The sequence below is a fragment of the Vibrio sp. 10N.239.312.D08 genome, assembly GCF_041466145.1.
Classification (GTDB): Bacteria; Pseudomonadota; Gammaproteobacteria; order Enterobacterales; family Vibrionaceae; genus Vibrio; species Vibrio crassostreae_C.
Window position 1 is genome coordinate 64,586 of record NZ_JBFSSD010000005.1, and the last position, 21,913, is coordinate 86,498.

A 21,913-nucleotide genomic window follows, 5' to 3' on the forward strand; every position below is an offset into this window, starting at 1 on the left:
GCCATACAATCGACGTTTAGCCGTCTAGACGTAAAAATATCTATTGACTTAGATCATAGAACACCATAGCATCGTCTGTAAATCGAGCGAGCTATCGACATATTATTCTGTTCTACCTGCACGGGTTTCTCTATGATTAAAGTGAATCAAGTCAATAAGGTTTTTTATCAAGGCACTAAAGAAATCAATGCCTTAATTGATATCAACCTCCACATTCCTCAAGGTCAAATCTTTGGAGTCATCGGCTCTTCAGGTGCAGGCAAAAGTACCCTAATCCGCTGTGTAAATATGTTGGAAGCCCCGACTTCGGGTGAAGTGATTGTTGATGGTATCGACCTAACAAAACTCAGCAAATCAGAGCTTAGCGAAGCGCGCCGTAACATCGGCATGATATTCCAGCACTTCAACCTGCTGTCTTCTCGTACTGTATTTAACAATGTAGCACTGCCTCTAGAACTTGCTGGTAAAGATAAAGCGATTATTGAAGCGAAAGTCAGCGAGTTACTTGAACTGGTTGGCCTTGCTGATAAGCGTGACACCTACCCGGCAAACCTAAGTGGTGGTCAAAAGCAGCGTGTGGCGATTGCTCGCGCACTGGCCTCTGACCCGAAAGTACTGCTATGTGATGAAGCCACCAGCGCATTGGATCCAGCAACAACTCAATCTATCCTTGAGCTGCTGCGTGAAATCAACCGCAAGCTGAACATCACTATCCTGCTTATTACACACGAGATGGATGTGGTTAAAAGCATTTGTCACGAGGTTGCGATCATTGGCGGCGGTGAATTGGTAGAGAAAGGTACAGTCGGTGACATCTTTGCTCATCCGAAGACAGAGCTAGCGCATCAGTTTATTCGCTCAACGTTGGATCTGACGATCCCTGAAGATTACCAAGCACGTTTGCAAGAGACTCGCTTAAACAGCAGCTACCCGCTGGTGCGTCTTGAGTTTACTGGTGCAACGGTTGATGCTCCGCTAATGACGCAAATCGCACGTAAATTCAATATCGATGTCAGCATCTTAAGTTCTGACCTTGATTACGCCGGTGGCGTGAAGTTCGGCATGATGGTCGCTGAACTGTTCGGTAATGAAGCAGATGATAATGCTGCTATCCAATTCCTACGCGACAACAATGTAAAAGTAGAGGTGCTTGGTTATGTCCTTTAGTTTCAACGAGATTGCTGACTGGATCAGCCTTAACGGTAACCTTCTATTAGGCGCAACAGGCGAAACGCTTTACATGGTTGCTGTTGCAGGCATTGTTGGCTTCGCGGTCGGTATTCCACTAGGCGTGATTCTGCATACGACTAAAAAAGGTGGCCTGTTAGAGAACACCAAAGTAAACAAGATTCTAGGTGCGATTGTGAACGTGGGTCGTTCAGTGCCTTTCTTAGTGTTGATGGTTGCGATTATCCCACTAACTAAGATGCTGATTGGTACCTTCATAGGCACAACAGCAGCGATTGTTCCATTGACGATTGGTGCTATCCCATTTGTGGCTCGACTTATCGAAAGTGCACTACTTGAAGTACCAACAGGTCTAGTAGAAGCGGCTCAATCAATGGGCGCAACACCAACACAAATCATCAATAAGGTTCTGCTTCCTGAAGCACTACCGACTATTATCAACTCAGTAACGATTACGCTAGTGACACTTGTGAGCTACTCAGCAATGGCGGGCACGGTTGGTGGCGGTGGTCTAGGTGATGTCGCGATTCGTTACGGATTCCACCGTTACGATGTGACCATCATGGCTGTAACGGTAGTGATGTTGATTGTGCTTGTACAAATTATTCAATCAATCGGTGATTCCTTAGTTCGCCGCGTTGACCACAGATAAAGACTCAGCGCTAAAACGCAAACTCTCTAAAACAAGAGTCGTCTGAACCAAATTAAATAGATTTATTAAAAGGAGATTATTATGAAATTTAGCCTTAAAGGTTTACTAACTATCGCAGCAGCAGCTTCAGCGCTAGTTCTAGCAGGTTGTGGCGATAAAGAAGTGGATACTTCTAAAGTAAAAGTTGGCGTAATGGCAGGTGCAGAAGCGCAAGTTGCTGAAGTGGCAGCTAAAGTAGCGAAAGAGAAATACGGCCTAGACGTTGAACTGGTTACTTTCACGGATTACGTAACACCAAACGCAGCTCTAGATGATGGTTCTATCGACATCAACGCATTCCAACACGCACCGTACCTAGATCAGCAAGTGGCTGACCGTGGCTACAAGCTAACTATCGCTGGTAACACGTTTGTTTACCCAATTGCGGGTTACTCTAAAGAAGTGAAATCGGTAGACGAAATCCAAGACGGTGCTCGTATTGCTGTACCAAACGACCCTACAAACCTAGGTCGCTCTCTACTTCTTCTTGAGCAACAAGGTCTTCTTGAACTTCGTGAAGGCGCAGGTCTTCTAGCTACAGTTCGCGACATCGTGGGTAACCCTAAGAACCTAACGATTGTTGAACTAGACGCAGCTCAACTGCCACGTTCTCTTGATGATGTTGCTCTATCTATCATCAACACAACTTACGCGAGCTCTATCAACCTGACTCCACAAAAAGATGGCGTATTCGTTGAAGACAAAGATTCTCCTTACGTAAACCTAATCGTTTCTCGTGAAGACAACCTAAACGCTGAAAACGTACAAAACTTCGTTAAAGCTTACCAAACTGAAGAAGTGTACAACGCAGCTTCTGACATCTTCCAAGGTGGCGTCGTTAAAGGTTGGTAATCAACTAAACGACAGCACTGTATAGATACCCGAAGGGGCTGACATAACGTCAGCCCCTTTTTATTGGTTAGGATTTACCAGAAAGTTCGACTTACCACCAAGCTTCCACTTGCATACCAACGCTCATTTCACTGTTTTTACCTTCACCGAAGGCATTGTCGTTTTCAGCATCATTCAAGTAAGTGGCGAAGATACGGAATTCAGGACGAGACCAGAAACCCACTTGTGGAACCCAAGCCTGAGCGATTGTGAATTTACCACCTGCCCCATCTTGGTTATCAATCGTTTCTACAAAACCACCAATTTCAAGGATGGTACGCATGCGCTTGTCCCACTTATAAAGCGGACGAATGACTGCACTGAAAGAGTCATCATCACTGTTATTAGCACCCACACCGGTTGACGCGGCATAACGCACAGTGTGGCCAAACTCGATGTTCTCACCAATCGCAAGCACGCCCCAGTTAATCAAACGGAAGCCATCGGCGTCATTGTTGTTTGCATCACGAACGATGCCTTTACCCGTTCCAAAAGTCGTCATCTGCTCGGCATAACCAGAGTTAGCAACCTGTAGAATGGTTTTGTTGAAGCCGCCAGATAGGTTTTGATTCAAGCTCGCCGTTAGCATTACGCTGTCATCCGCATCCACCGTTTGACCTTGTTTTTCATTGGCGAAGTTCATATCAATACCGACCTCAAGATCAGCATTGCTCCACAATGGAATGCCCGCATAACGTATATCAGCAATCATGGCTGTGGTTTCTTTGCCATCAAACACATCGCCAGTCACCGTGTCTTGAATCAAAGCCACCGATAATTTACCAGGGCCTAGGTTGATGTGTTCAACGCCGGCTCCAATACCACTTACATCCCAGTAGTAGTTATCAACGATGTGCACATCATGACGTTGGTAGTAGCGCTCACCCGCCCAAATCCCAATGTCCTTATCTTCAAAAAGCCCCACCGCCTGAACATTCAATTGCACCACATCCACGCTTTTATCCGCGGCATTCTCATCTTGGCCTTGCCAGTACGACAACATGGAATCAACTAAAAATGAAACGTCGTCCTCAGCATACACTTCTTTCTTAAAGCCAAACTCACCATACAGGTCATTTTCGTTGCCGAGTCGGCCAACTTTACTCACCTCCCACTTGCTGTTTGAGCCGCCTTCATTACTCAGGCCAACGCCTCCGCGCATGTAGCCATTGAACTCTAATGGTGTGGTTTCATCAGCGTATAAATTAGGTGCAAGTAAAGCCGTAGAGAGTGCAGCAGCAATAGGTAACAGTTTCATCGTCCATTCCTTTCAGATCTAGAATCAGGTTATTATTTATAAATGGGAACATTCCCATGGGATCGATCCCATTTATATTGAGCAGAATATAAATTGAAAGAGAACTGATTGATTACTGTGATCCAGTTAACTATTGAAATAATCAAAAGTTGATGAGTGTGGGATTATTTTGGTGAATACTTGAGGGCTACAGAGAGAGATAGACAGCACAAAATGAGCGCATTTAAGGGCGAAATAGGTTCAACAATATTGGCAAGCCCAATACTTGATTAATGCTCAACATGGAGGGCAAAGAAAGAGAAAGAGAAAGAGAAGCTAACAGGGAGAAAACAAAGGAATAAGTATCGAAGTATTGATTAACACTTCGATACATTGAATCGATAATTAAGCTTTATGGATTACTTCAGGTGATCCCAAGAGATGTTTGACACCAATCGGCAGTCATCACACTTGAAATAGAAAATATCGTGGATAGGCGCATCTAGCAGCCATTCACCACCACATTGCGGGCATTTGCGCTCTTTTTCATCTTTCAGGCTGATCCCACCGACACGGTATAAGTAGTAGTAGGTTGGAACCTTAGTCAGATACTCAATGCGCCCTCTTAGACCCCAACCGCGTTTAAACAGCACACTCTTCGTGTCACTGATCTCGGTTAGCGTTGCATGTTCCGCGCGACAACCACCACCCATTTGTACTTCATCACAGGCTTGCCATTCGGTCTGCCATTTCAACACGGCTTTATGGTCGCCATTGAAGGTAGGTGGATTGCGATACAAAGGGATTGGTAGCAAGCTATCGCCACTACGCAGCGGTGAACAGGTGTGCACGAAAGTCGTGTATAGCACCTGCCAGCTTGGTGTTTCATCTTCTGCCACTTCTTCTGAGTTCAGATCTCGACCTAGCAAACGCATTTTAGGCGCTAGTAGGCTCGCGTTAGACAAGCGATCAAAACACACTTTCACAAAGTCTGAGTGATTCCGCGGGTGCAAGCTATCTTGCTCCGGGCACACAACGCGAACATAGAATTCACCATCGCCCATCACGATTGGGAACTCACGACCTAACACTTGTCCGTTATAACGAAGTGCATCCATTAAGCCATTAACCGCCTTGTCGACAGCGCTTACCGTTGTGTTATCAAAACACTCAAATTGAAGTTCTAGTACGTACATCTATTTATACCGCTGGTTGTAGCTTTTCTAAAAATTCTGCCAATGTCTCGGCGAGCACATCACGATTTTTGGTACCTAAGCGCTCCAAAATCACGTTACCCGTTAGGTTACAGATAGAGATAACATCCAGCTCAGCATCGGTCGCGGCAATGAAAACCGTTGGTTTTAGCTTCAAGCGACGCTGAGTTACTAGGTGACCCAAAATGTTTTCTTGTAGGCATTCGAAGTCTTCATCACTCCAAATCTGTAACAGAGTCAATTCGTTACCATCGAAAGTTGCGTTCATATCTGCGCTGAATTGTGCGCCGTAGAAAGTTTTGATGTCTTCATGCAGAGTCAACTCAATACCGGTTTCAACGTTGGTGAAATCCGCGAATTGCTCACGTGGATAGTGCTTCCACAACACGGCATCGCCACTCTTTTCTTCTACGCATGGCGATACGATGTCCAGCAACTCCTCATTACGAGGTAAGCTTTGGTGTTTCTGCTGCCACGCGTCAACGTATCGCTGACTAAAAGAAAGTAGTGCGTCTTGAGCACGTTGAGTCATGAAAATCTCCTAAACACAAAATAATAAATAGAATCCGAGCCCTTTCCGCGCCGATTAAGCGATGACTTAATGACAGGGTAAGGGGGATTCAGTAAAATCGACCCCATTCTAATCGAATTTGAAACGAAAGTATGAGCAAATATTCTGACGCAAAAGAGCTAGCGGGTTTAACCCTTGGCCAAAAAACTGAGTACTCTAACCAATACGATGCAAGTTTATTGCAACCAGTGCCTCGTAGCCTTAATCGCGATGATCTTGCGCTAAACGGCGAGCTGCCTTTTGTTGGTCATGATATTTGGACGATGTACGAGCTTTCGTGGCTAAACACCAATGGTCTACCACAAGTGGCTGTCGGTGAAGTTTTCATCCCAGCAACCAGCCCAAATTTAATTGAATCAAAATCTTTCAAGCTGTACCTGAACAGCTACAACCAGACTCAATTTGAAAACTGGGATCAAGTAACCGAGCGCCTGACCCAAGATTTGTCGGCATGTGCAGGCGAAACGGTGATTGTGAATGTAAACTCAGTAACCGACTACACTAACCAACCTATCGTGACGATGGAAGGTGACTGTATCGACAACCAAGACATACAAATCACTAGCTACGACTTTGAAGCGTCGCTGCTTGAAGGCGCTGCTGGCGAACAAGACGTTGAAGAAACACTGCACAGCCACCTATTGAAGTCGAACTGTTTGATCACCAATCAACCGGATTGGGGCAGCGTTGAGATCGCATATTCTGGTAAGCAAATTGACCGTGAAGCTCTGCTACGCTATTTAGTTTCTTTCCGTGAGCACAATGAATTCCACGAACAATGTGTTGAGCGTATCTTCACTGACATCATGAAATACTGTGCACCTTCGAAGCTAACTGTGTTCGCACGTTACACACGTCGTGGTGGTCTGGATATCAACCCATACCGTTCAACAGAGCAAGATAGACCAAGCCACAATAAGCGTATGGCTCGCCAATAATCAGGCGAGAACCACCCACACTTATTTGAACCTACCAAATCTTTAAAGGGACATTGAAATGCGTTGGTTATACGTTGTTAGTCTATTTATTTTAAGCTTAAGCACATCGGTCAATGCGTCGGTTTATTCGTCGGCGCTACTCAATGAAGCCAATAATTTGGTTGAGATCGAGCCGAGCCAAGCAAAACAAATGGCCAACAGCTACCTAACGCTGCGTGTCCTTTCTGATCAACGCGAGAAAAGCCCTTCAGCTATTTCTCGCGAAGAGACAGACTCCTCGATTCGAACACCAAACAGCAGTATCGATGCGTATAAGATCTTAGCCAAAGCGGAATACAACCTTGGCAATATGCGTATTGCGATTCAGCACATCGACAAAGCCTCCGAGCTAGCGCAAACCTATAAGCTTGATTACCTAAAAATAGATCTTCAGATCCTAAAAGTTCGCTTACTTTGGCTGAGTGATAGAAAATCAGCCAAAGCAAAATCAGAGCTCACTAACATTGAAACAAATCTAGAGTCGGTGAATAAAACCTTACGCTTAACGGAAGGCATTACCTATCGCTTGATCATGTTGAAAGCCGACATCGCCTCTTACGACAACAAGATCGATGAAGCCGAAAAGTTCTATCAAGAAGCCAAAACCTATCTCGATCAACGTTACTCTGAAAAAGTCACCATCGACTACCATATCTCCGTCGGCGAGTTTTATCTGACTCACAAAGAGTACAACCACGCGTTATCCGAGTTGTTGTATGGCTACTGGAAATCAGTAGAGGGCAATCTAAGTTCACGTTTGGCCAAGGTCAACCGCCTACTTGCGCAGCTTTTCTTTGAGCGCCAAGTGTTGGATAAAGCGTTAGAACACCTATCTCAAGCCGCTGATTTCTATGACAACTTTGAAAACTCGCCTGTCTTAGCACAAGTGCTTAAGAAAATGGGGGATGTGTACTTCTATCAAGGGAAATATAACCTTGCCTTGGTACACTTCTTCAACGTTCTTGATCACGAAAGCACTGACCGAGATATCCACCAAGTCATTGATATCCGACTAAGTCTATCGGCGACCTACTTACGCCTTTATAACTACCCTCTAGCAGAACAGTACCTAACCCGTGCCCTTGAGCTGCTGGAATATACCGACATTCCAAAGCTGGAAGGCCGTGCTGCACTGTTATCTGCAGGGTTAGCGTATCACCTACAAGAAAGCGAAGACGTGATAAAGCATGCGACACGTGCACTTGAGATCTCACGCCAGATAGAGAACATGCGCCTTTCACAACGCTCGTACTACTTACTTTCTTTGGGTTATGAACAGGCAGGTCGTCCACAGCAAGCATTGGCAAACCTCAAGCAATACAACAGCCTTGTCTCTCTAGAGCAGCAAAAACTCAACCGTGTTGGCGAAGACGCGTTCCGTCAACAGAAAGAATTTGCCGAACAAACCCTGCACTACGCAGGCCAAGCGCAAGAGCTAGAAAAGTACAAACTAGAGCATCGCAAGTTCCAGAAAATATCGTTCGCCCTATTCTTGTTCAGTATTATCTTGTTCTTCTTTGTGCTTCGCCGTGGCTACCTCATTCAAACCTTAGCCAAAGAAGTCGACTCACTACGAACAGACCTGTTTACGCACTCACGATCTAAGCTCCCGAACCTCAGAATGCTGAATGCCAAGCTGTCCAATTCGCTAGAACAAACCAGCCAGACCTTCGAACAGTGGCAACTTGGCGAATTGATTCATGAGCCACTCAACGACCGCTTACGCTTCGTGATGATTGATTTACCGTTCTTACGCAATATGTACACGCAGAACGGTTACAAAGCCGGTCTAGAACTGGAAGACGCTTTCGGTGAATTCCTAAAATCTAAGCTTGAAGGCCCAGCTCGTGTCTACCACTTCTCGGATGCGAACCTGCTTTATATCGAGCCAAACGCGGACCGTGATTTGTCGCCTGAGGACATGTTCAGAAAGATTCAGTCTTGGGTGAATGACTTCGAAACAGAGCGAAACATCAACCGAACGGTCCGTATGGGCATCGCTGACTACCCATTCTTGCCACGCGCTTACACCGCAATTAACGATCAAGAGCTGCTCGACGTATTGTTGATGTCGACCAATCTCGCCCGTGAGATAAGTCTCAAAGAGCGCAGTAGCCAATGGGTCTATCTAAAAGCTATCGATAATGCACCAGCAGCGAGCCTTGCAACTGGTAACATAAGAGAAGCGTGTAAACATGCGATTAATCAAGGGTTAATAAAAATACAATCCTCGTACCAGAATGAGGACAACATCAAAAAAATGCTAAAAGATGACTGATTTGCGAGCGGTTAAGAGCAGCAAGTCGTGACCTTATTTTTAGTTTTGTTATTATCGATGTAACGGAATTTCATCAAAATGATCGAGATCGGTCTACGCGGCGCTAATAAATACATCTATGGGCATTCTTGAAAAAGACATTCAGGCGCAACTCCACCAGCTGAAATCTCAGTTGGAGCAGGTCCGTTTGACGCAAAGAGACACCTCGTTCAAGTTTATTAGAGAACAGAAAGTTCTAAAGCGTATCGTCACGTCTTTAAGTGATGCATGTGTTGGTAGTAACAGCCATTTAGATGAAAACCTCATTGCCCTTAGGGAAGAGCTAGAAAAGCAAAAAGACATTAGCTCAATGATCCCAAAACTGGCAGTATTAGAAAGGATGCTTAAGCAGAAAACGTTGGCTATGGATAAACAGAACGGGTATCTGGACGATAGCATTAAGCACAGTGGGGAAACGCTGCAGCGCATAACTGGCCTTCCAGCACAGCTCAAACGCGACCTACGAAACTTACTTAGCTTCTCCGAATGCAATGGCAGTCAGAAAGTCGACCACGCCATGAAACTTCTCGGTATTTATGAGCGTGCCATAAAGATTATGGCGAATAACTCACGCACCCATTTTGCTGACGCTGCGCACTCTCCGGAACAAGAGCTCCTTTCCGACCTATCAAACGAACTACAACATCTGATCACTGAACTCGACTTCGAGGGTGAATCGGGTGATCTGCTTACCGATATTCGAGCGAAGCTGCTGCTTGGTGTTTCCACACAAAACCTACTTGAGCTAACACTTCAGATCCTCAAACTGGTTATTGAAGGCACCAACCTAGAACGTAAGAAGTCTGAACAATTCATCGATCAGCTTAATTCTTCTTTAGAGTCCAGCATCAAAACGGCAGACCAAAATGCCGACCAGAGCCAGAGCTACTTTGAGCACCGACAAGGTCTAAACTCTGAGTTAAATGAACTAGTCACTAGAAGCCAAAGCTCGGTAGATAAAGCGAAAGATATTGATAGTTTAAAGCTGTCGATTAATCCGCTACTCAGTGAAATCGCCTCTCTTTCGGAAAGGCTGAACCACGCAGAGCAAAAAGAACAAGCTCTGATAGAGAGAATGAGTTACGGAAAGACTCAGTTAGATTCACTCTATGAAGTGACGCAAGATTACCGTAAGCGCTTGGAAGATCAGGCTCAGCGTATGCTGCTTGATCCTCTAACCAAGGTTTACAATCGCACTGCCTTTACTGATCGCTTAGAGCTTGAGTATCGCCGCTGGATCCGCGCGCAACATTCGCTACGCGTAGTACTGCTCGACATCGACAACTTCAAAGCAATTAACGATAGCTTTGGTTACACCGCGGGCGACAAAGCACTCAAGATCATCGCAAGAACTATTACCAAAGAAGCAGGCACCACCGATACTGTGGCACGTTTTTCAGGTGAAGAGTTTGTGTTATTGCTGCCAGAGCAAACCGATGAATATTGCCATCAGGTGATTCAGAACATTCAAACTCAAGTAAGCCGCCTGCCCTTTAAATTCCGTGACCAGCAAATCACGATCACTTTATGCGCGGCAAGTACTCAGTTTAAAGAGTCAGATACACCTGAAGAAGTGCTAGAGCGACTCAATAAGACTCTAAATAAAGCAAAACAACGCGGTACCAACCAACTTGTTTGGCACTAGGCCAGCCCTAGATTTAATTTATTTCATTTTTTCAAATACTTATCACATACCATTTCCCTCAATGTTTGCTAAGCTAATGATTAACATTCGCTTAACAAGCATTCATGGCAAGCAACGCTGTCGTATCCGTTTCGTCTGGTTAACTCTCTCCTACCTTTAACCAAACACTTTCAACGTTTGCTTCTCACTCTCGAGCCATAGGGTCACTTCAACGTCCCCTGCTCTTTTCAACAAGGAGGCACTATGATCACTCATATCAGCCCTGCCGGTAGCATGGATTTACTCTCTCAACTTGAGGTTGAGCGTCTTAAGAAAACCGCGTCTAGTGATCTGTACCAACTGTATCGCAACTGTACGTTAGCGGTCCTGAACTCGGGTAGCCATACCGACAACTCCAAAGAGTTGCTCGACAAATATCTGTCGTTCGATGTCGAAGTCGTTCGCCGTGAGCGTGGTATTAAGCTCGAACTAAGCAACCCACCAGAGCATGCCTTTGTCGATGGTGAAATCATCAAGGGTATTCAAGAGCACCTATTTTCAGTGCTGCGTGACATTGTTTACGTCAACATGCATTTAGCCGATAACCAACGACTCAACCTGACTAATGCCACTCACATTACCAACCTTGTGTTTGGTATCTTGAGAAATGCAGGTGCGCTGACGCCGGGCATCGAGCCTAACCTGATTGTATGTTGGGGTGGTCACTCTATTAATGCCAGCGAGTACCAATACACTCGTGAAGTGGGTAATGAACTCGGCCTGCGTGAACTGAATATCTGTACCGGTTGTGGACCGGGTGCGATGGAAGGCCCAATGAAAGGGGCTGCCATTGGTCACGCGAAGCAGCGTTACACCGATCATCGTTATCTGGGGCTTACCGAGCCTTCGATCATTGCGGCTGAGCCACCAAACCCAATCGTCAACGAACTGGTGATCATGCCAGATATTGAGAAGCGTCTTGAGGCTTTTGTTCGTATGGCGCATGGCATCATCATTTTCCCAGGCGGCCCCGGCACGGCGGAAGAGCTGCTGTACATCTTAGGGATCATGATGCACCCGAATAACGCCGAACAACCAATGCCGATTGTGTTAACGGGCTCGAAAGAGAGTGAGGCTTACTTCCGCTCAATCGATAAGTTCATTGGGGAAACTCTAGGGCCTGATGCGCAGAAACATTACGAGATCGTGATTGATGACCCAGCACGCGCTGCGAAAATCATGAAACAAGCGATGCCAGATGTGCGTTCTCACCGTAAAGAGACCGGTGATGCCTACAGCTACAACTGGTCACTGCATATTGAGCCTGAGTTCCAACTGCCATTCGACCCAACACACGAATCTATGGCGGCGCTTGATCTTCATATGGACCAAAAAACAGAAAGCCTAGCCGCTAATTTACGTAAAGCGTTCTCAGGCATTGTGGCTGGTAACGTCAAAGCAGAGGGTATTCTGGAGATCGAGAAGCACGGCCCATTCCTAATTGATGGCGACAAAGAGCTAATGACCAAGATGGACCAACTGCTGAATGACTTTGTTGAGCAACATCGAATGAAGTTACCGGGAGGGACCGACTACGTGCCTTGCTATAAAATCGCCTCACGTGATTAAGGCGTTTACGTTACCAACGTTTCAACTCACCAAGTGATACGTTACTATAAGGGGCTAGCAGCCCCTTTTTTATTGCCTATTTAGTGGAAACTTATGTCTATCCATCTTGTTATTATCGATGCCTTAAACCTCATCCGACGCGTGCACTCTGTTCAGCCGGATCCAACCGATATAGCAAGAACCATTACCACCACAATTCGCACTCTCAATAAGATTCTGAATGAATCAAAGCCCACCCACATCATCGCGGTATTTGATCACCATTTACAAGACCGTGGCTGGCGCGCAGATGTGCTTCCTGCTTATAAGCAGAATCGTAAACCCATGCCAGAACCATTGATGAAAGGCCTTGATGCTATTCAACAAGCTTGGTGGGAGTTAGGCATTGATTCACTGCTGTCTGATGGCGATGAAGCGGATGATCTCGTCGCAACACTGGCAAAGAAAGTGGCTGACCACGGAGAAACCGTCACCATCGTCTCGACGGATAAGGGCTACTGCCAACTGTTGTCACCAACGCTTCAGATCCGAGATTACTTCCAGCACCGCTGGCTAGACAAACCCTTTATCGAAGCTGAGTTTGGCGTTAAACCTGAGCAGCTTGCAGATTACTGGGGCTTAACCGGTGTGAGCTCTAGCCAAGTACCGGGGATTCCAGGTATAGGACCAAAAGCTGCAAAAGAAATCTTAACCACTTACCCGGATATCGAAGCGGCCTATCAAGCAGAAGATCTGCCGAAAAAATATCGTAAGAAGTTCGACGAACACATCGAATCCGCTCGTGTATGTAAGCAAGTATCGGCACTCAAAACCGATATTGATTTAGGGTTCAACCTGCAAGATATTCGTTACGAAGCAAACGCTTAAGTCGCTGTGACTCGATAATATTGATACAAAAAATGCCCCTTAAAGGAGCATTTTTTATCACTGACACACTAACGTAAATATTAGTGCGGTGAGATGTTTGAAAGCGCCTGAATGTGGACCGTGATCTCTTCGCGATCGTGGTAAAGGTGCTTAGCCTGCATCTTGAACTTCACTTTGTTCTCAATCAGGAACACTTTTAGGTTCTCGATATCTTGCAGTACTTCATCGTAACGGCCTTTCATAGGCAGTTTAAGGTTGAACAGTGCTTCTTTCGCCCAGCCTTTGATGATCCACTCACCCATAAGGTGAGCAACACGAGCTGGCTTCTCAACCATGTCACAGATAATCCAAGTTACGTTCTTACGGTCTGGTTCAAACTTAAAGCCATCCACCATGTGGTGCTTAATTTGACCTGTTTCCATTAGGCTGTCTGCCATCATGCCGTTATCAACACAGTGAACGAACATCGAGCGCTTAACCAATTGGTAAGTCCAACCACCTGGACATGCACCTAAATCAACACCCCACATACCTGGAGCCAAACGCTCGTCCCACTCATCACGAGGGATGAATACGTGGAATGCTTCTTCTAGCTTCAATGTAGAACGGCTTGGCGCATCTGATGGGAACTTCAGACGAGGGATACCCATAAAGAACTGGGAGTTGTTCGTTGGGTAAGAGTAACCAACAAAACAGTGACCCGGAGCGATAAAGCATAAATGAAGCACAGGCTTCTTAGCGTTATCTTTCGCTGTCATCAGGCCTTTACCACGCATCGCTTGACGCATCGGCACGGTAAATTTACGGCAGAACTTCAAAAGCTCTTTTGCTTCGTTAGTATCTGGCGTTTCAATACGGATATCACCACAACGAGGGAAACCTTCTTTCTCAGAAAGCGCCTCAAGAATTGGAGAAATACGGTCATCGGTTGGCAGGTCTTTAATTTCAACAGCCACTGCCAACATTTGACGAGCAAAGATCAGTGATTGGAAATCGATCTCTTTTACCAGTTTATCGGCTTCGCCTGCTTGATAACATTCAAACAATACAAAGCCTGTATTGTTCTTTAAGCGAGGAAAACCAAACACTTCCAGTTGTGTTGCCTTGTCTTGAATTTCGCCAGCACATTCTTTTTCAAAACCAGAGCGACAATAAAGTAGTACGTGTTTCACTGAGTTACCTCTTTTATATTCAAAGCAGCGAAGGAGAAGACTCCCCAACCAATGATAAATAGTAGACCACCAAACGGTGTTATAGGGCCAAACCATTTTATTCCTGTCAGTGCCAAGCCATAAAGGCTGCCACTAAAACAAAGGATGCCGATGATAAAGCAAATTGCCGCAATGAAAAAATATTTTTGTGATTTAGCGCCAAGTTTCATCTGCAGCAGAGCGCCACACGCCAATATCGCTAGAGTATGGATAAATTGGTACTGAACACCCGTCTCAAACACGCCTAGCAGATATTCAGACAAGATAGCTTTCAAACCGTGAGCTGCAAAGGCGCCAAGCATCACAGCAACCGCACCAGAGATGCCAGCAAACGTGAGTAAATACTTACTTCTCATTGAGTACCTCTTTGATAAACGCTGATAACTTCTCAACGGTTAACGCAATATTCTGCTGCTCGGTGTAACCAGAACTCTTACGAGGTTTAAAGCTGTGGTCGCCATCGGGAATAAATTCAACACGAATAGAATCAGACAGATCAAAATCAGCAAACTCTTCACGCTTACCAAAGGTATCGCGCTCACCTTGTAAAATGAGGCATGGCTTTGCTAACTCAGCCAGATGCTCACCTTTGTATTTCTCGGGTTTACCTGGTGGGTGGAAAGGAAAGCCTAAACACGCCATTGCGGCCACCTTATCAAGTTCAGACAAATGGCTCGCCATACGCCCTCCCATCGACTTACCACCAATCACAAGCTTATCGGCATCAACCTGCTCAATAATCTCTTGATAGGCTTCAAGTAGCTTAGGCGCTCTGTCAGGTGGACGACGCTTACCATCTTCAGCACGTTTAATCATGTAAGGGAAGTTGAAACGAATCACTCGTATCCCTTTAAAGGCTAACCCTTTGGCTACCGACTGCATGAACTCATGCTCCATGCCTGCGCCAGCACCATGGGCAAAGATAAAGGTGATGGGATTGTCTTCACCATCAATGATGACGTTATTCATCGAGTAAGTCCTCTTGTTCACTTTGCGCTTTCGCTAGCATCCAGTCGCGGAAGGTAGCAATACGACCCATGTCGGCTTGTTTCTCATGACAAACCACATAGAAGGCGTTCTTACTCACCAACACTTCATCAAAAGGCGCAATCAAACGACCCGCTTCGATTTCAGGCTGCGCCAACACGTTGTTACCCAGAGCAATGCCCTGGCCGTGAGCCGCTGCCTGCAGCACCATGGTTGAGTGACTGAAGATAGGGCCGTGATTAACGTTTACCCCATCGATGCCATTTTGCTTAGCGAACTGTTTCCAATCCTTTCGAGAAGTATCATGCAATAGCGTATGACATGCTAAATCACTGAGAGATTCTAATGGTTTTACTCCTAGCAGCACGGAAGGTGAGCAAAGAGGGATCAAGTATTCTTGGTAAAGCTTATCGGCTCTAAGCCCCGACCAATTACCTCGGCCATAATAGATAGCGACGTCTACATCATCGGTTAGCGAGCCTTCATCCATATCAACGGCTTTGATTCTTACATCAATATCAGGCTCTTGCTGATTAAAGTCAGCGAGCCTTGGTACCAACCATTGAATAGCAAAACTCGGCGGTAAACTGATGGTCAATGCGCCCTTCTCACTTCGCTCCAGCACTTTGTCTGTCGCTTCTGCTAGTGATGTGAAAATATCTTTGATATCTAAGAAGTAGCTTTGACCTTCTTCAGTTAGCAGCAAAGAGCGGTTTCTTCGGCGAAACAGCTTCAAAGATAAGAATTCTTCAAGCGCTTTGATCTGATGACTGACTGCCGCTTGAGTAACAAACAACTCTTCTGCAGCACGCGTAAAACTCAAGTGTCGAGCTGCAGCTTCAAACACTCTTAGCGAGTTTAATGGGGGTAATCGACGAGACATAGTTACTCTCTAAATAAGCATTAGTTTTTTTTATCTGAAACATTATAATTTGTCCATTGCCTAGCAGCCAGAGAAATTCTATATTTCATCCCGCAGCAGCTAGCCTGAACGGCTTGATTCTCTCTAGAATCAATTGGCTTAGCTCCTGCGATGTTGTGTTTGCAAACTCGTTCTTTTCGAGTTGGGTAGAGTTCTACCAAATGTTTTGTTGCAGTTTATACTGAAACGAGGCATGTACTTCCTGTATTTATTTTGACCTGTCTGTCAAATTTGTTTACACCGCCTTATGGGCGGTGTTTTTTTATGTGCAAAGAAATGTAACAACAAGTTTATCAATAGCTGTGCTAATTAATCTTTATTATTTTTCATCGCCAATCACAGAATCAGACACCCACTCAAATAATCAACTGAACACATACAAATAGCACCATTGAGTTGCACTAAAAAGTAACAGAATACTTCAAGATACTCACACTTCTTCGGTACTTATAAACCCGTTTAGAACACACTCTTTCTATCAATCAAAAATTTCAAAGCTGAGCATGACGATAGCACGCCCAAACTCACGCCTCTGTCTGACTACTGTAAATCATTCACAATAGAAAATAAAAAAGCCGCTTACTTTTCAGTAAACGGCTTTGCAAAATGATTAACGGTTGGTCAATACACCACTATGGGCGGTAAACCTTAACGTTATGGAAGCCTTGCTCTTGTAGGTAAAGCGCCTGTAGACGGCTCATTACACCACGGTCACAGTACAGCAAGTACTCTTTCGCTTGGTCTAGGTCGCCAAACTGAGTCGAAAGCTTGAAGAATGGGATGTGTTTAATTTCAACACCCTCGATCTCTAGTGGGCTTTCGTCTTCTTCTTCTGGGCTACGGATATCAAGAACGATAGCGTGCTCAGCAACAGCTTGAACTTGTTCAACTTCAGGCGCTTGCTCTTGGCTCTCTTTCTCGATGTCACGGATATCCATAACACGAGCGTTCTCGATCACTTGATCCAGCACTTCAAAGTTAAACTTAGCTTCTTCTGCTTCTAGTTTGCCTTTCTTCGCTTTCACTGTTGGCTTCTTAGAGATAACACCACAGTACTCAGGCATTACTTTAGCGAAGTCTTCAGTACCGATGATACGAGAAAGGTCAATGATGTCTTCTTTATCCCAGTTGATAAGCGGACGAAGAATCAAAGTATCTGTCACGTTGTCGATGTGGCGAAGGTTAGTTAGCGTTTGGCTAGAAACCTGACCAAGTGCTTCACCCGTTACTAGAGCTTCAATACCGAAGCGCTCTGCAACCATACCACCAGCACGCATGAACATACGCTTAAGAACAACGCCCATTTGGCCGTCTTCTACGTTCTCAAGAATTTCAGCAACCACTGGTTCAAAGTCTACAGAAATGAACTTCACCTTTGCAGATGAGCCGTATTTATTCCATAGGTAGTGAGCCACTTGCTTAACGCCAATCTCGTGCGCTGGGCCACCAAGGTTAAAGAAACAGTAGTGAACCTTAGAGCCACGTTTGATGTGCAGGTAGCTTGAAACACCAGAATCAAAGCCGCCAGAGATCAAGCTTAGTAGATCTTCTTGGGTACCAAGAGGGAAACCACCTAGGCCTTTGTGACGAGCTAGAACTTGGTTTAACTTATCGTTAGCCACTTCAACTTTAACGGTTACCTCAGGGTTCTTAAGTCGAACTTTAGCTGACTCAACTGCTTGGTTTAGGCCGCCGCCTACGTAGCGTTCAAGTTCAATAGAGGTAAAGTCATGCTTACCACGACGCTTAGCTCGAACAGAGAAAGTCTTGCCTTCAATGTCAGCACGGCTGCGTTCTAGTACTTGCTCGTAAATATCGTGCAAGTCTTTAAACTCAGACTGTTGAACTTCAAGAGAGTGGTGAATACCTGGAGTGTGAGTCAGAGCCTCTAACACTTCTGCGTAGTACTGGTCACTCTCAGACGTCACTTCGATATGATCGCGACGGTTGAATACCGCAACACTTTCACAGCGACGTTGAATAACGTTACGAATGTTGCACTCTAGAATCCTTGTGAAGCGCTTACGCACCGATTCACTTTTTACAAAAATTTCCGGATGGGGCTTAACAATAAATTTCATAGTACTTTCACAACATTAATGTTCAAAATTTTGAAAACGCTCATCGCCAAGTAAATTAGAGAATTTACACAGCACTTGAAGCAAGAATAGATCATATCTAAATCTAAGGGCGCGAATTATACATGAGAAAGTGAAGCAAGGAAAAGAGTGCTTGCTGTAACACCATCATTAAACCGCTTGTTATTAACAGTAGCAGGTTTCGAAACGACATAAATGCCGCAGAGAGAACCATTGAAGACCAGCAAACAAAAAGCCCAACCTCATTATAAGGTTGGGCTTTCGATGCTATCTGCATGCTACCGTGTGTACACGTATCGGCTATTCATTAATAACAGGCACTTCGTCACTGTAAAGCGGCTCGCCCTGCATGATGCTGATTTCAACGCGGCGGTTGAGGCTACGTTGCCATTCAGTATCGTTCGGCTCGACTGGCTCGGTATCCGCCATGCCGCGTACTCTCAAGCGTTGATGAGAGAAACCACGCACCTTTTCCATCTCTTGAGCAACAGACACTGCTCGCTGTGATGACAAGTCCCAATTAGATCGATAAAGCTCGGAATCAAGACGTTGATTATCGGTGTGCCCTGAGATTCGAACGATACCCGGAACATCTTTCACCAACTCAGCAACCTGTCTCACCAAAGGTCGGAACTTAGGCTGTAGGAAAGCAGAACCCGATGGGAATGCACCCTTCTCACGAATTCGAATCACAATCTGCTGGCCAAGGTTTTCAACTTCAATCGCGCCTTGGTCTATCTCTCGCTCCAATGCCTTCTTGATGCTTTCCATCAAGGTTTCCATCTCTTGCGATTGAGCTTCAGCTTGTTGTTGCTGTTGGTCTGACTCAGAGTTTTGATTGTCGTGAGTCGAAACCTCTGGCGACTTGCCTCCGGTCATCTTGCCTTGATCACGCATGGTACCGCCAGCACGCTCAGATTCACCTTCATGAAACTCAAGCGTTTGCTGCGTAATATCAATCGTCTGCTGCATGATCACATCAATCGGTGTCGGCTCTGGACGACCAGGTCGAAACTCTTGTGCAATGATGCTGGTGCCTTTAGGAATGTCTTTCACTTCCAAGCGGTTTTGTACACCAAACGCAAATTTCATCGAGCCAGCGATCTGTTTGAACTTCAGTACGTCCATCTCAGAGAATGAGAGCAGCAGTACGAAGAAACACATCAGCAGTGACATCAAGTCAGCAAATGTCCCCATCCATTGAGGCAATCCCGGAGGAGGACATTTACATGGATTTTCTTCATCCATCTTCAACTCCTCTTACGCAGGTTCACCATCAATCGTACGCTTACCTTCGTTTAGGTAGCTCTTCAGGTAACCATCGATTACTCGTGGGTTCTGACCATCTTGAATCGCGAGTACGCCATCCATAACCAAACGACGGTTGAGTGTCTCTTGGTCACGACGCAGCGCAAGCTTGTCGGCAATTGGGAAGAACACCATGTTCGAAAGAATCGCACCATATAGGGTGGTTAAAAGTGCCACCGCCATCGCAGGGCCGATCGCTTTTGGATCATCCATGTTAGAAAGCATGGCAACCAAGCCAACCAAGGTACCAATCATACCCATCGCGGGTGCTACATCACCAAATGCAGAGAACACCTTCGCGCCCTGCTCATGACGCTCTGTGGTTAATGCGATGTCTTTTTGCAGTGCAGCACGAACTACATCTCCATCATGGCCATCCACCAAAAGATCGATGCCCTTTTGCATGAAACTGTTGTTAATTTCCATCTCTTCCAGTGCTAAAAAACCACCTTTACGAGCCGCATCAGCCATCTCTACAACTTTCGCAATAAGATCTTCAGGCTCATCCGCTTTAAACATAAAAGCTTTGCCTGCGATTTTAGTCGCACCAAAGAACTGTCCCATGGTGAACTTCATTAGAACAACAAAGGTTGAGCCCCCAACTACGATCAAAATGGATGTCGTGTCATAGAACATCCCGAGGCTTCCACCTAGGATCATTGCCATAATTACAAAGGCAAATCCACCAATCAAACCTATTAGGGTTGCTAAATCCACTGAGCACTCCTCATGCTTTTTTGTAGCTCTATGTCGACGATAATCTTTGTATCGGCAAGACTATAAGATCTTTTAGTAAATTCTTGGCCTAAGTATCACACTTTTCGTTTTTGAATCCCAACTATTGGCTTACTTTGCTCTTATACGTAGCACATAAACTCGATAAAGCTAAGGTTATTCAAGCAAAGTGCGTTCAAGCCCCTTAAAAACGAACTTTCTAGCAAAATTTCTTGGTTACATTTGACCATCTCAGCGGCCTAGGGTAACGTTCGTTCATCTTTCCAAACGCAGATTTATTATGGCTACTAAGAAACCTGAAAATATGAGCTTTGAAGCGGCTATCGAAGAGCTTGATGGCTTGGTTGATCAACTAGAAAATGGTGATCTAGCTTTAGATGATGCGCTGAAAAAGTTCGAACGAGGCATCTCCCTCGCTCGTGCTGGTCAAAGTAAACTAAACGATGCTGAACAGCGTGTTAGCATCTTACTGCAAAATGATGAAAATGCAGAACTTAGTGACTTTAACCCACAACCAGAATAACGAATTGTATGAGATCCCCTATGATCGAGACTTTATTGTCTTATCAAGCACGTAATAACGAGCAACTGAACCTTTGGCTTGATCGCCTGCCACACCAAAATCAGAACCTTATCAACGCGATGCGTTATGGGTTACTTTTAGGCGGCAAACGCGCACGTCCATTTCTTGTCTACATTACAGGGGAAATGCTCGGCTGTACCGCTGAAGAACTCGACACTCCAGCTTCTGCAATCGAATGTATTCATGCCTATTCTCTGATTCACGACGACCTTCCAGCAATGGATGACGATGAACTTCGTCGTGGCCATCAGACTTGTCACATCAAATACGATGAAGCAACGGCAATTTTAACTGGCGATGCCCTACAAACTCTCGCGTTTACTATACTTGCGGAAGGCACATTAAGTGCTGACGGGGAAAGCAATCGCGTTCGAATGATTCAACGCCTAGCTGAAGCGTCTGGTGCACAAGGTATGTGCATTGGACAAGCTCTTGATATTGAAGCTGAAAACCGCTCTGTCACGCTAGAAGAGTTAGAAGAAGTTCACCGTAACAAGACTGGCGCTCTAATGAAGAGTGCGATTCGTTTAGGTGCTCTCGCTGCTGGCGACAAAGCGTTTGAAGTGATGCCTCAATTAGATAAGTACGCCGATGCAATCGGGTTAGCCTTCCAAGTTCAGGATGATATTTTAGATATCATTAGCGATACCGAAACTTTGGGTAAACCACAGGGCTCTGACCAAGATTTGAACAAAAGCACCTACCCTTCTTTGTTAGGTTTAGAGGGCGCTCAAGAAAAAGCGCAAACTCTGCTACAGGAAGCGCTTCAAGCTTTGGCTGCAATCCCATACAATACCCAGTCACTCGAAGAGTTCGCCCGATACGTCATCGAGCGCAAGAACTAAGACAATAAGCGCGCATT

General features: G+C 45.4%; 20 protein-coding genes. 10 read left to right on the forward strand and 10 right to left on the reverse strand.

What is annotated here, in order from left to right; all coding sequences use genetic code 11:
• The first annotated feature begins 132 nt into the window (after nucleotides 1-132).
• From metN to AB6D58_RS04390, 3 genes are all read left to right on the forward strand, one after another.
• The gene (gene metN / locus AB6D58_RS04380; protein WP_372156527.1) at nucleotides 133-1,167 is read left to right on the forward strand and encodes a methionine ABC transporter ATP-binding protein MetN; all 1,035 of its coding nucleotides are present in this window, start codon (nucleotides 133-135) and stop codon (nucleotides 1,165-1,167) included.
• Nucleotides 1,157-1,840: a methionine ABC transporter permease gene (locus AB6D58_RS04385; protein ID WP_017060764.1), complete on the forward strand. Its 684-nt coding sequence runs from the start codon at nucleotides 1,157-1,159 to the stop codon at nucleotides 1,838-1,840. The genes metN and AB6D58_RS04385 overlap by 11 nt, the downstream gene beginning before the upstream one ends.
• 81 nt (nucleotides 1,841-1,921) lie before the next feature.
• A complete protein-coding gene (locus tag AB6D58_RS04390) occupies nucleotides 1,922-2,731 on the forward strand; it encodes a MetQ/NlpA family lipoprotein (protein ID WP_019824947.1) in 810 nt (269 codons plus the stop codon).
• A 91-nt stretch (nucleotides 2,732-2,822) separates the two neighbouring features.
• Here AB6D58_RS04390 and AB6D58_RS04395 read toward each other — a convergent pair whose 3' ends face one another.
• From AB6D58_RS04395 to syd, 3 genes are all read right to left on the reverse strand, one after another.
• Nucleotides 2,823-4,028 (reverse strand): carbohydrate porin, encoded by a 1,206-nt coding sequence (locus tag AB6D58_RS04395; protein WP_050633964.1) that lies wholly within the window; start codon nucleotides 4,026-4,028, stop codon nucleotides 2,823-2,825.
• A 398-nt stretch (nucleotides 4,029-4,426) separates the two neighbouring features.
• The gene (locus tag AB6D58_RS04400; RefSeq protein ID WP_017060766.1) at nucleotides 4,427-5,203 is read right to left on the reverse strand and encodes a Zn-ribbon-containing protein; all 777 of its coding nucleotides are present in this window, start codon (nucleotides 5,201-5,203) and stop codon (nucleotides 4,427-4,429) included.
• Between the two features lie 4 nt (nucleotides 5,204-5,207).
• Nucleotides 5,208-5,753 carry a SecY-interacting protein gene (gene syd / locus AB6D58_RS04405; RefSeq protein WP_372156528.1) on the reverse strand — a complete coding sequence of 182 codons (546 nt, stop codon included), beginning with the start codon at nucleotides 5,751-5,753 and terminating at the stop codon, nucleotides 5,208-5,210.
• A gap of 131 nt (nucleotides 5,754-5,884) precedes the next feature.
• On the opposite strand from syd, the gene queF reads away from it, so the two are divergent.
• From queF to xni, 5 genes are all read left to right on the forward strand, one after another.
• Nucleotides 5,885-6,730, forward strand: a complete 846-nt coding sequence (queF, locus tag AB6D58_RS04410; RefSeq protein WP_017060768.1) for an NADPH-dependent 7-cyano-7-deazaguanine reductase QueF — start codon at nucleotides 5,885-5,887, stop codon at nucleotides 6,728-6,730.
• Nucleotides 6,731-6,788: 58 nt separating this feature from the next.
• Nucleotides 6,789-9,047 (forward strand): tetratricopeptide repeat protein, encoded by a 2,259-nt coding sequence (locus AB6D58_RS04415; RefSeq protein WP_102393215.1) that lies wholly within the window; start codon nucleotides 6,789-6,791, stop codon nucleotides 9,045-9,047.
• 118 nt (nucleotides 9,048-9,165) lie between these two features.
• On the forward strand, nucleotides 9,166-10,731 hold the full coding sequence (locus tag AB6D58_RS04420; protein ID WP_372156529.1) for a GGDEF domain-containing protein: 1,566 nt from the start codon (nucleotides 9,166-9,168) through the stop codon (nucleotides 10,729-10,731).
• A gap of 243 nt (nucleotides 10,732-10,974) precedes the next feature.
• The gene (ppnN, locus tag AB6D58_RS04425) at nucleotides 10,975-12,339 is read left to right on the forward strand and encodes a nucleotide 5'-monophosphate nucleosidase PpnN (RefSeq protein WP_017060771.1); all 1,365 of its coding nucleotides are present in this window, start codon (nucleotides 10,975-10,977) and stop codon (nucleotides 12,337-12,339) included.
• A 93-nt stretch (nucleotides 12,340-12,432) separates the two neighbouring features.
• Nucleotides 12,433-13,206 (forward strand): flap endonuclease Xni, encoded by a 774-nt coding sequence (gene xni, locus AB6D58_RS04430; protein ID WP_017069498.1) that lies wholly within the window; start codon nucleotides 12,433-12,435, stop codon nucleotides 13,204-13,206.
• Between the two features lie 80 nt (nucleotides 13,207-13,286).
• On the opposite strand, the gene rlmM is transcribed toward xni, so the two are convergent.
• The 7 genes from rlmM to pomA all read right to left on the reverse strand — a co-directional run bounded on the left by rlmM (nucleotide 13,287) and on the right by pomA (nucleotide 20,450).
• Nucleotides 13,287-14,378: a 23S rRNA (cytidine(2498)-2'-O)-methyltransferase RlmM gene (gene rlmM / locus AB6D58_RS04435; protein WP_017063341.1), complete on the reverse strand. Its 1,092-nt coding sequence runs from the start codon at nucleotides 14,376-14,378 to the stop codon at nucleotides 13,287-13,289.
• Nucleotides 14,375-14,773, reverse strand: coding sequence for a DUF423 domain-containing protein (locus AB6D58_RS04440; RefSeq protein ID WP_102319950.1), 399 nt, complete (start codon nucleotides 14,771-14,773; stop codon nucleotides 14,375-14,377). The genes rlmM and AB6D58_RS04440 overlap by 4 nt, the downstream gene beginning before the upstream one ends.
• Nucleotides 14,763-15,386 carry an alpha/beta fold hydrolase gene (locus AB6D58_RS04445; protein ID WP_102319949.1) on the reverse strand — a complete coding sequence of 208 codons (624 nt, stop codon included), beginning with the start codon at nucleotides 15,384-15,386 and terminating at the stop codon, nucleotides 14,763-14,765. Before AB6D58_RS04445 ends, AB6D58_RS04440 begins: the two co-directional genes overlap by 11 nt.
• On the reverse strand, nucleotides 15,379-16,287 hold the full coding sequence (locus AB6D58_RS04450; RefSeq protein WP_012604639.1) for a transcriptional regulator GcvA: 909 nt from the start codon (nucleotides 16,285-16,287) through the stop codon (nucleotides 15,379-15,381). The genes AB6D58_RS04445 and AB6D58_RS04450 overlap by 8 nt, the downstream gene beginning before the upstream one ends.
• Nucleotides 16,288-16,958: 671 nt before the next feature.
• Nucleotides 16,959-18,407 (reverse strand): tRNA uracil 4-sulfurtransferase ThiI, encoded by a 1,449-nt coding sequence (thiI, locus tag AB6D58_RS04455; protein WP_102393212.1) that lies wholly within the window; start codon nucleotides 18,405-18,407, stop codon nucleotides 16,959-16,961.
• 318 nt (nucleotides 18,408-18,725) lie between these two features.
• Nucleotides 18,726-19,673, reverse strand: coding sequence for a flagellar motor protein MotB (locus AB6D58_RS04460; protein ID WP_017060777.1), 948 nt, complete (start codon nucleotides 19,671-19,673; stop codon nucleotides 18,726-18,728).
• 12 nt (nucleotides 19,674-19,685) lie between these two features.
• Complete coding sequence (gene pomA / locus AB6D58_RS04465) at nucleotides 19,686-20,450, reverse strand: flagellar motor protein PomA (protein ID WP_017060778.1); 765 nt, start codon at nucleotides 20,448-20,450, stop codon at nucleotides 19,686-19,688.
• Nucleotides 20,451-20,748: 298 nt separating this feature from the next.
• Between pomA and xseB the strand changes: the two genes are divergently transcribed.
• Both xseB and ispA read left to right on the forward strand, forming a co-directional pair.
• Entirely contained in the window at nucleotides 20,749-20,991 is a 243-nt protein-coding gene (gene xseB / locus AB6D58_RS04470; RefSeq protein ID WP_004734405.1) for an exodeoxyribonuclease VII small subunit, read from the forward strand.
• Nucleotides 20,992-21,011: 20 nt separating this feature from the next.
• On the forward strand, nucleotides 21,012-21,896 hold the full coding sequence (gene ispA, locus AB6D58_RS04475) for a (2E,6E)-farnesyl diphosphate synthase (protein ID WP_372156530.1): 885 nt from the start codon (nucleotides 21,012-21,014) through the stop codon (nucleotides 21,894-21,896).
• The last annotated feature ends 17 nt before the right edge of the window (nucleotides 21,897-21,913 follow it).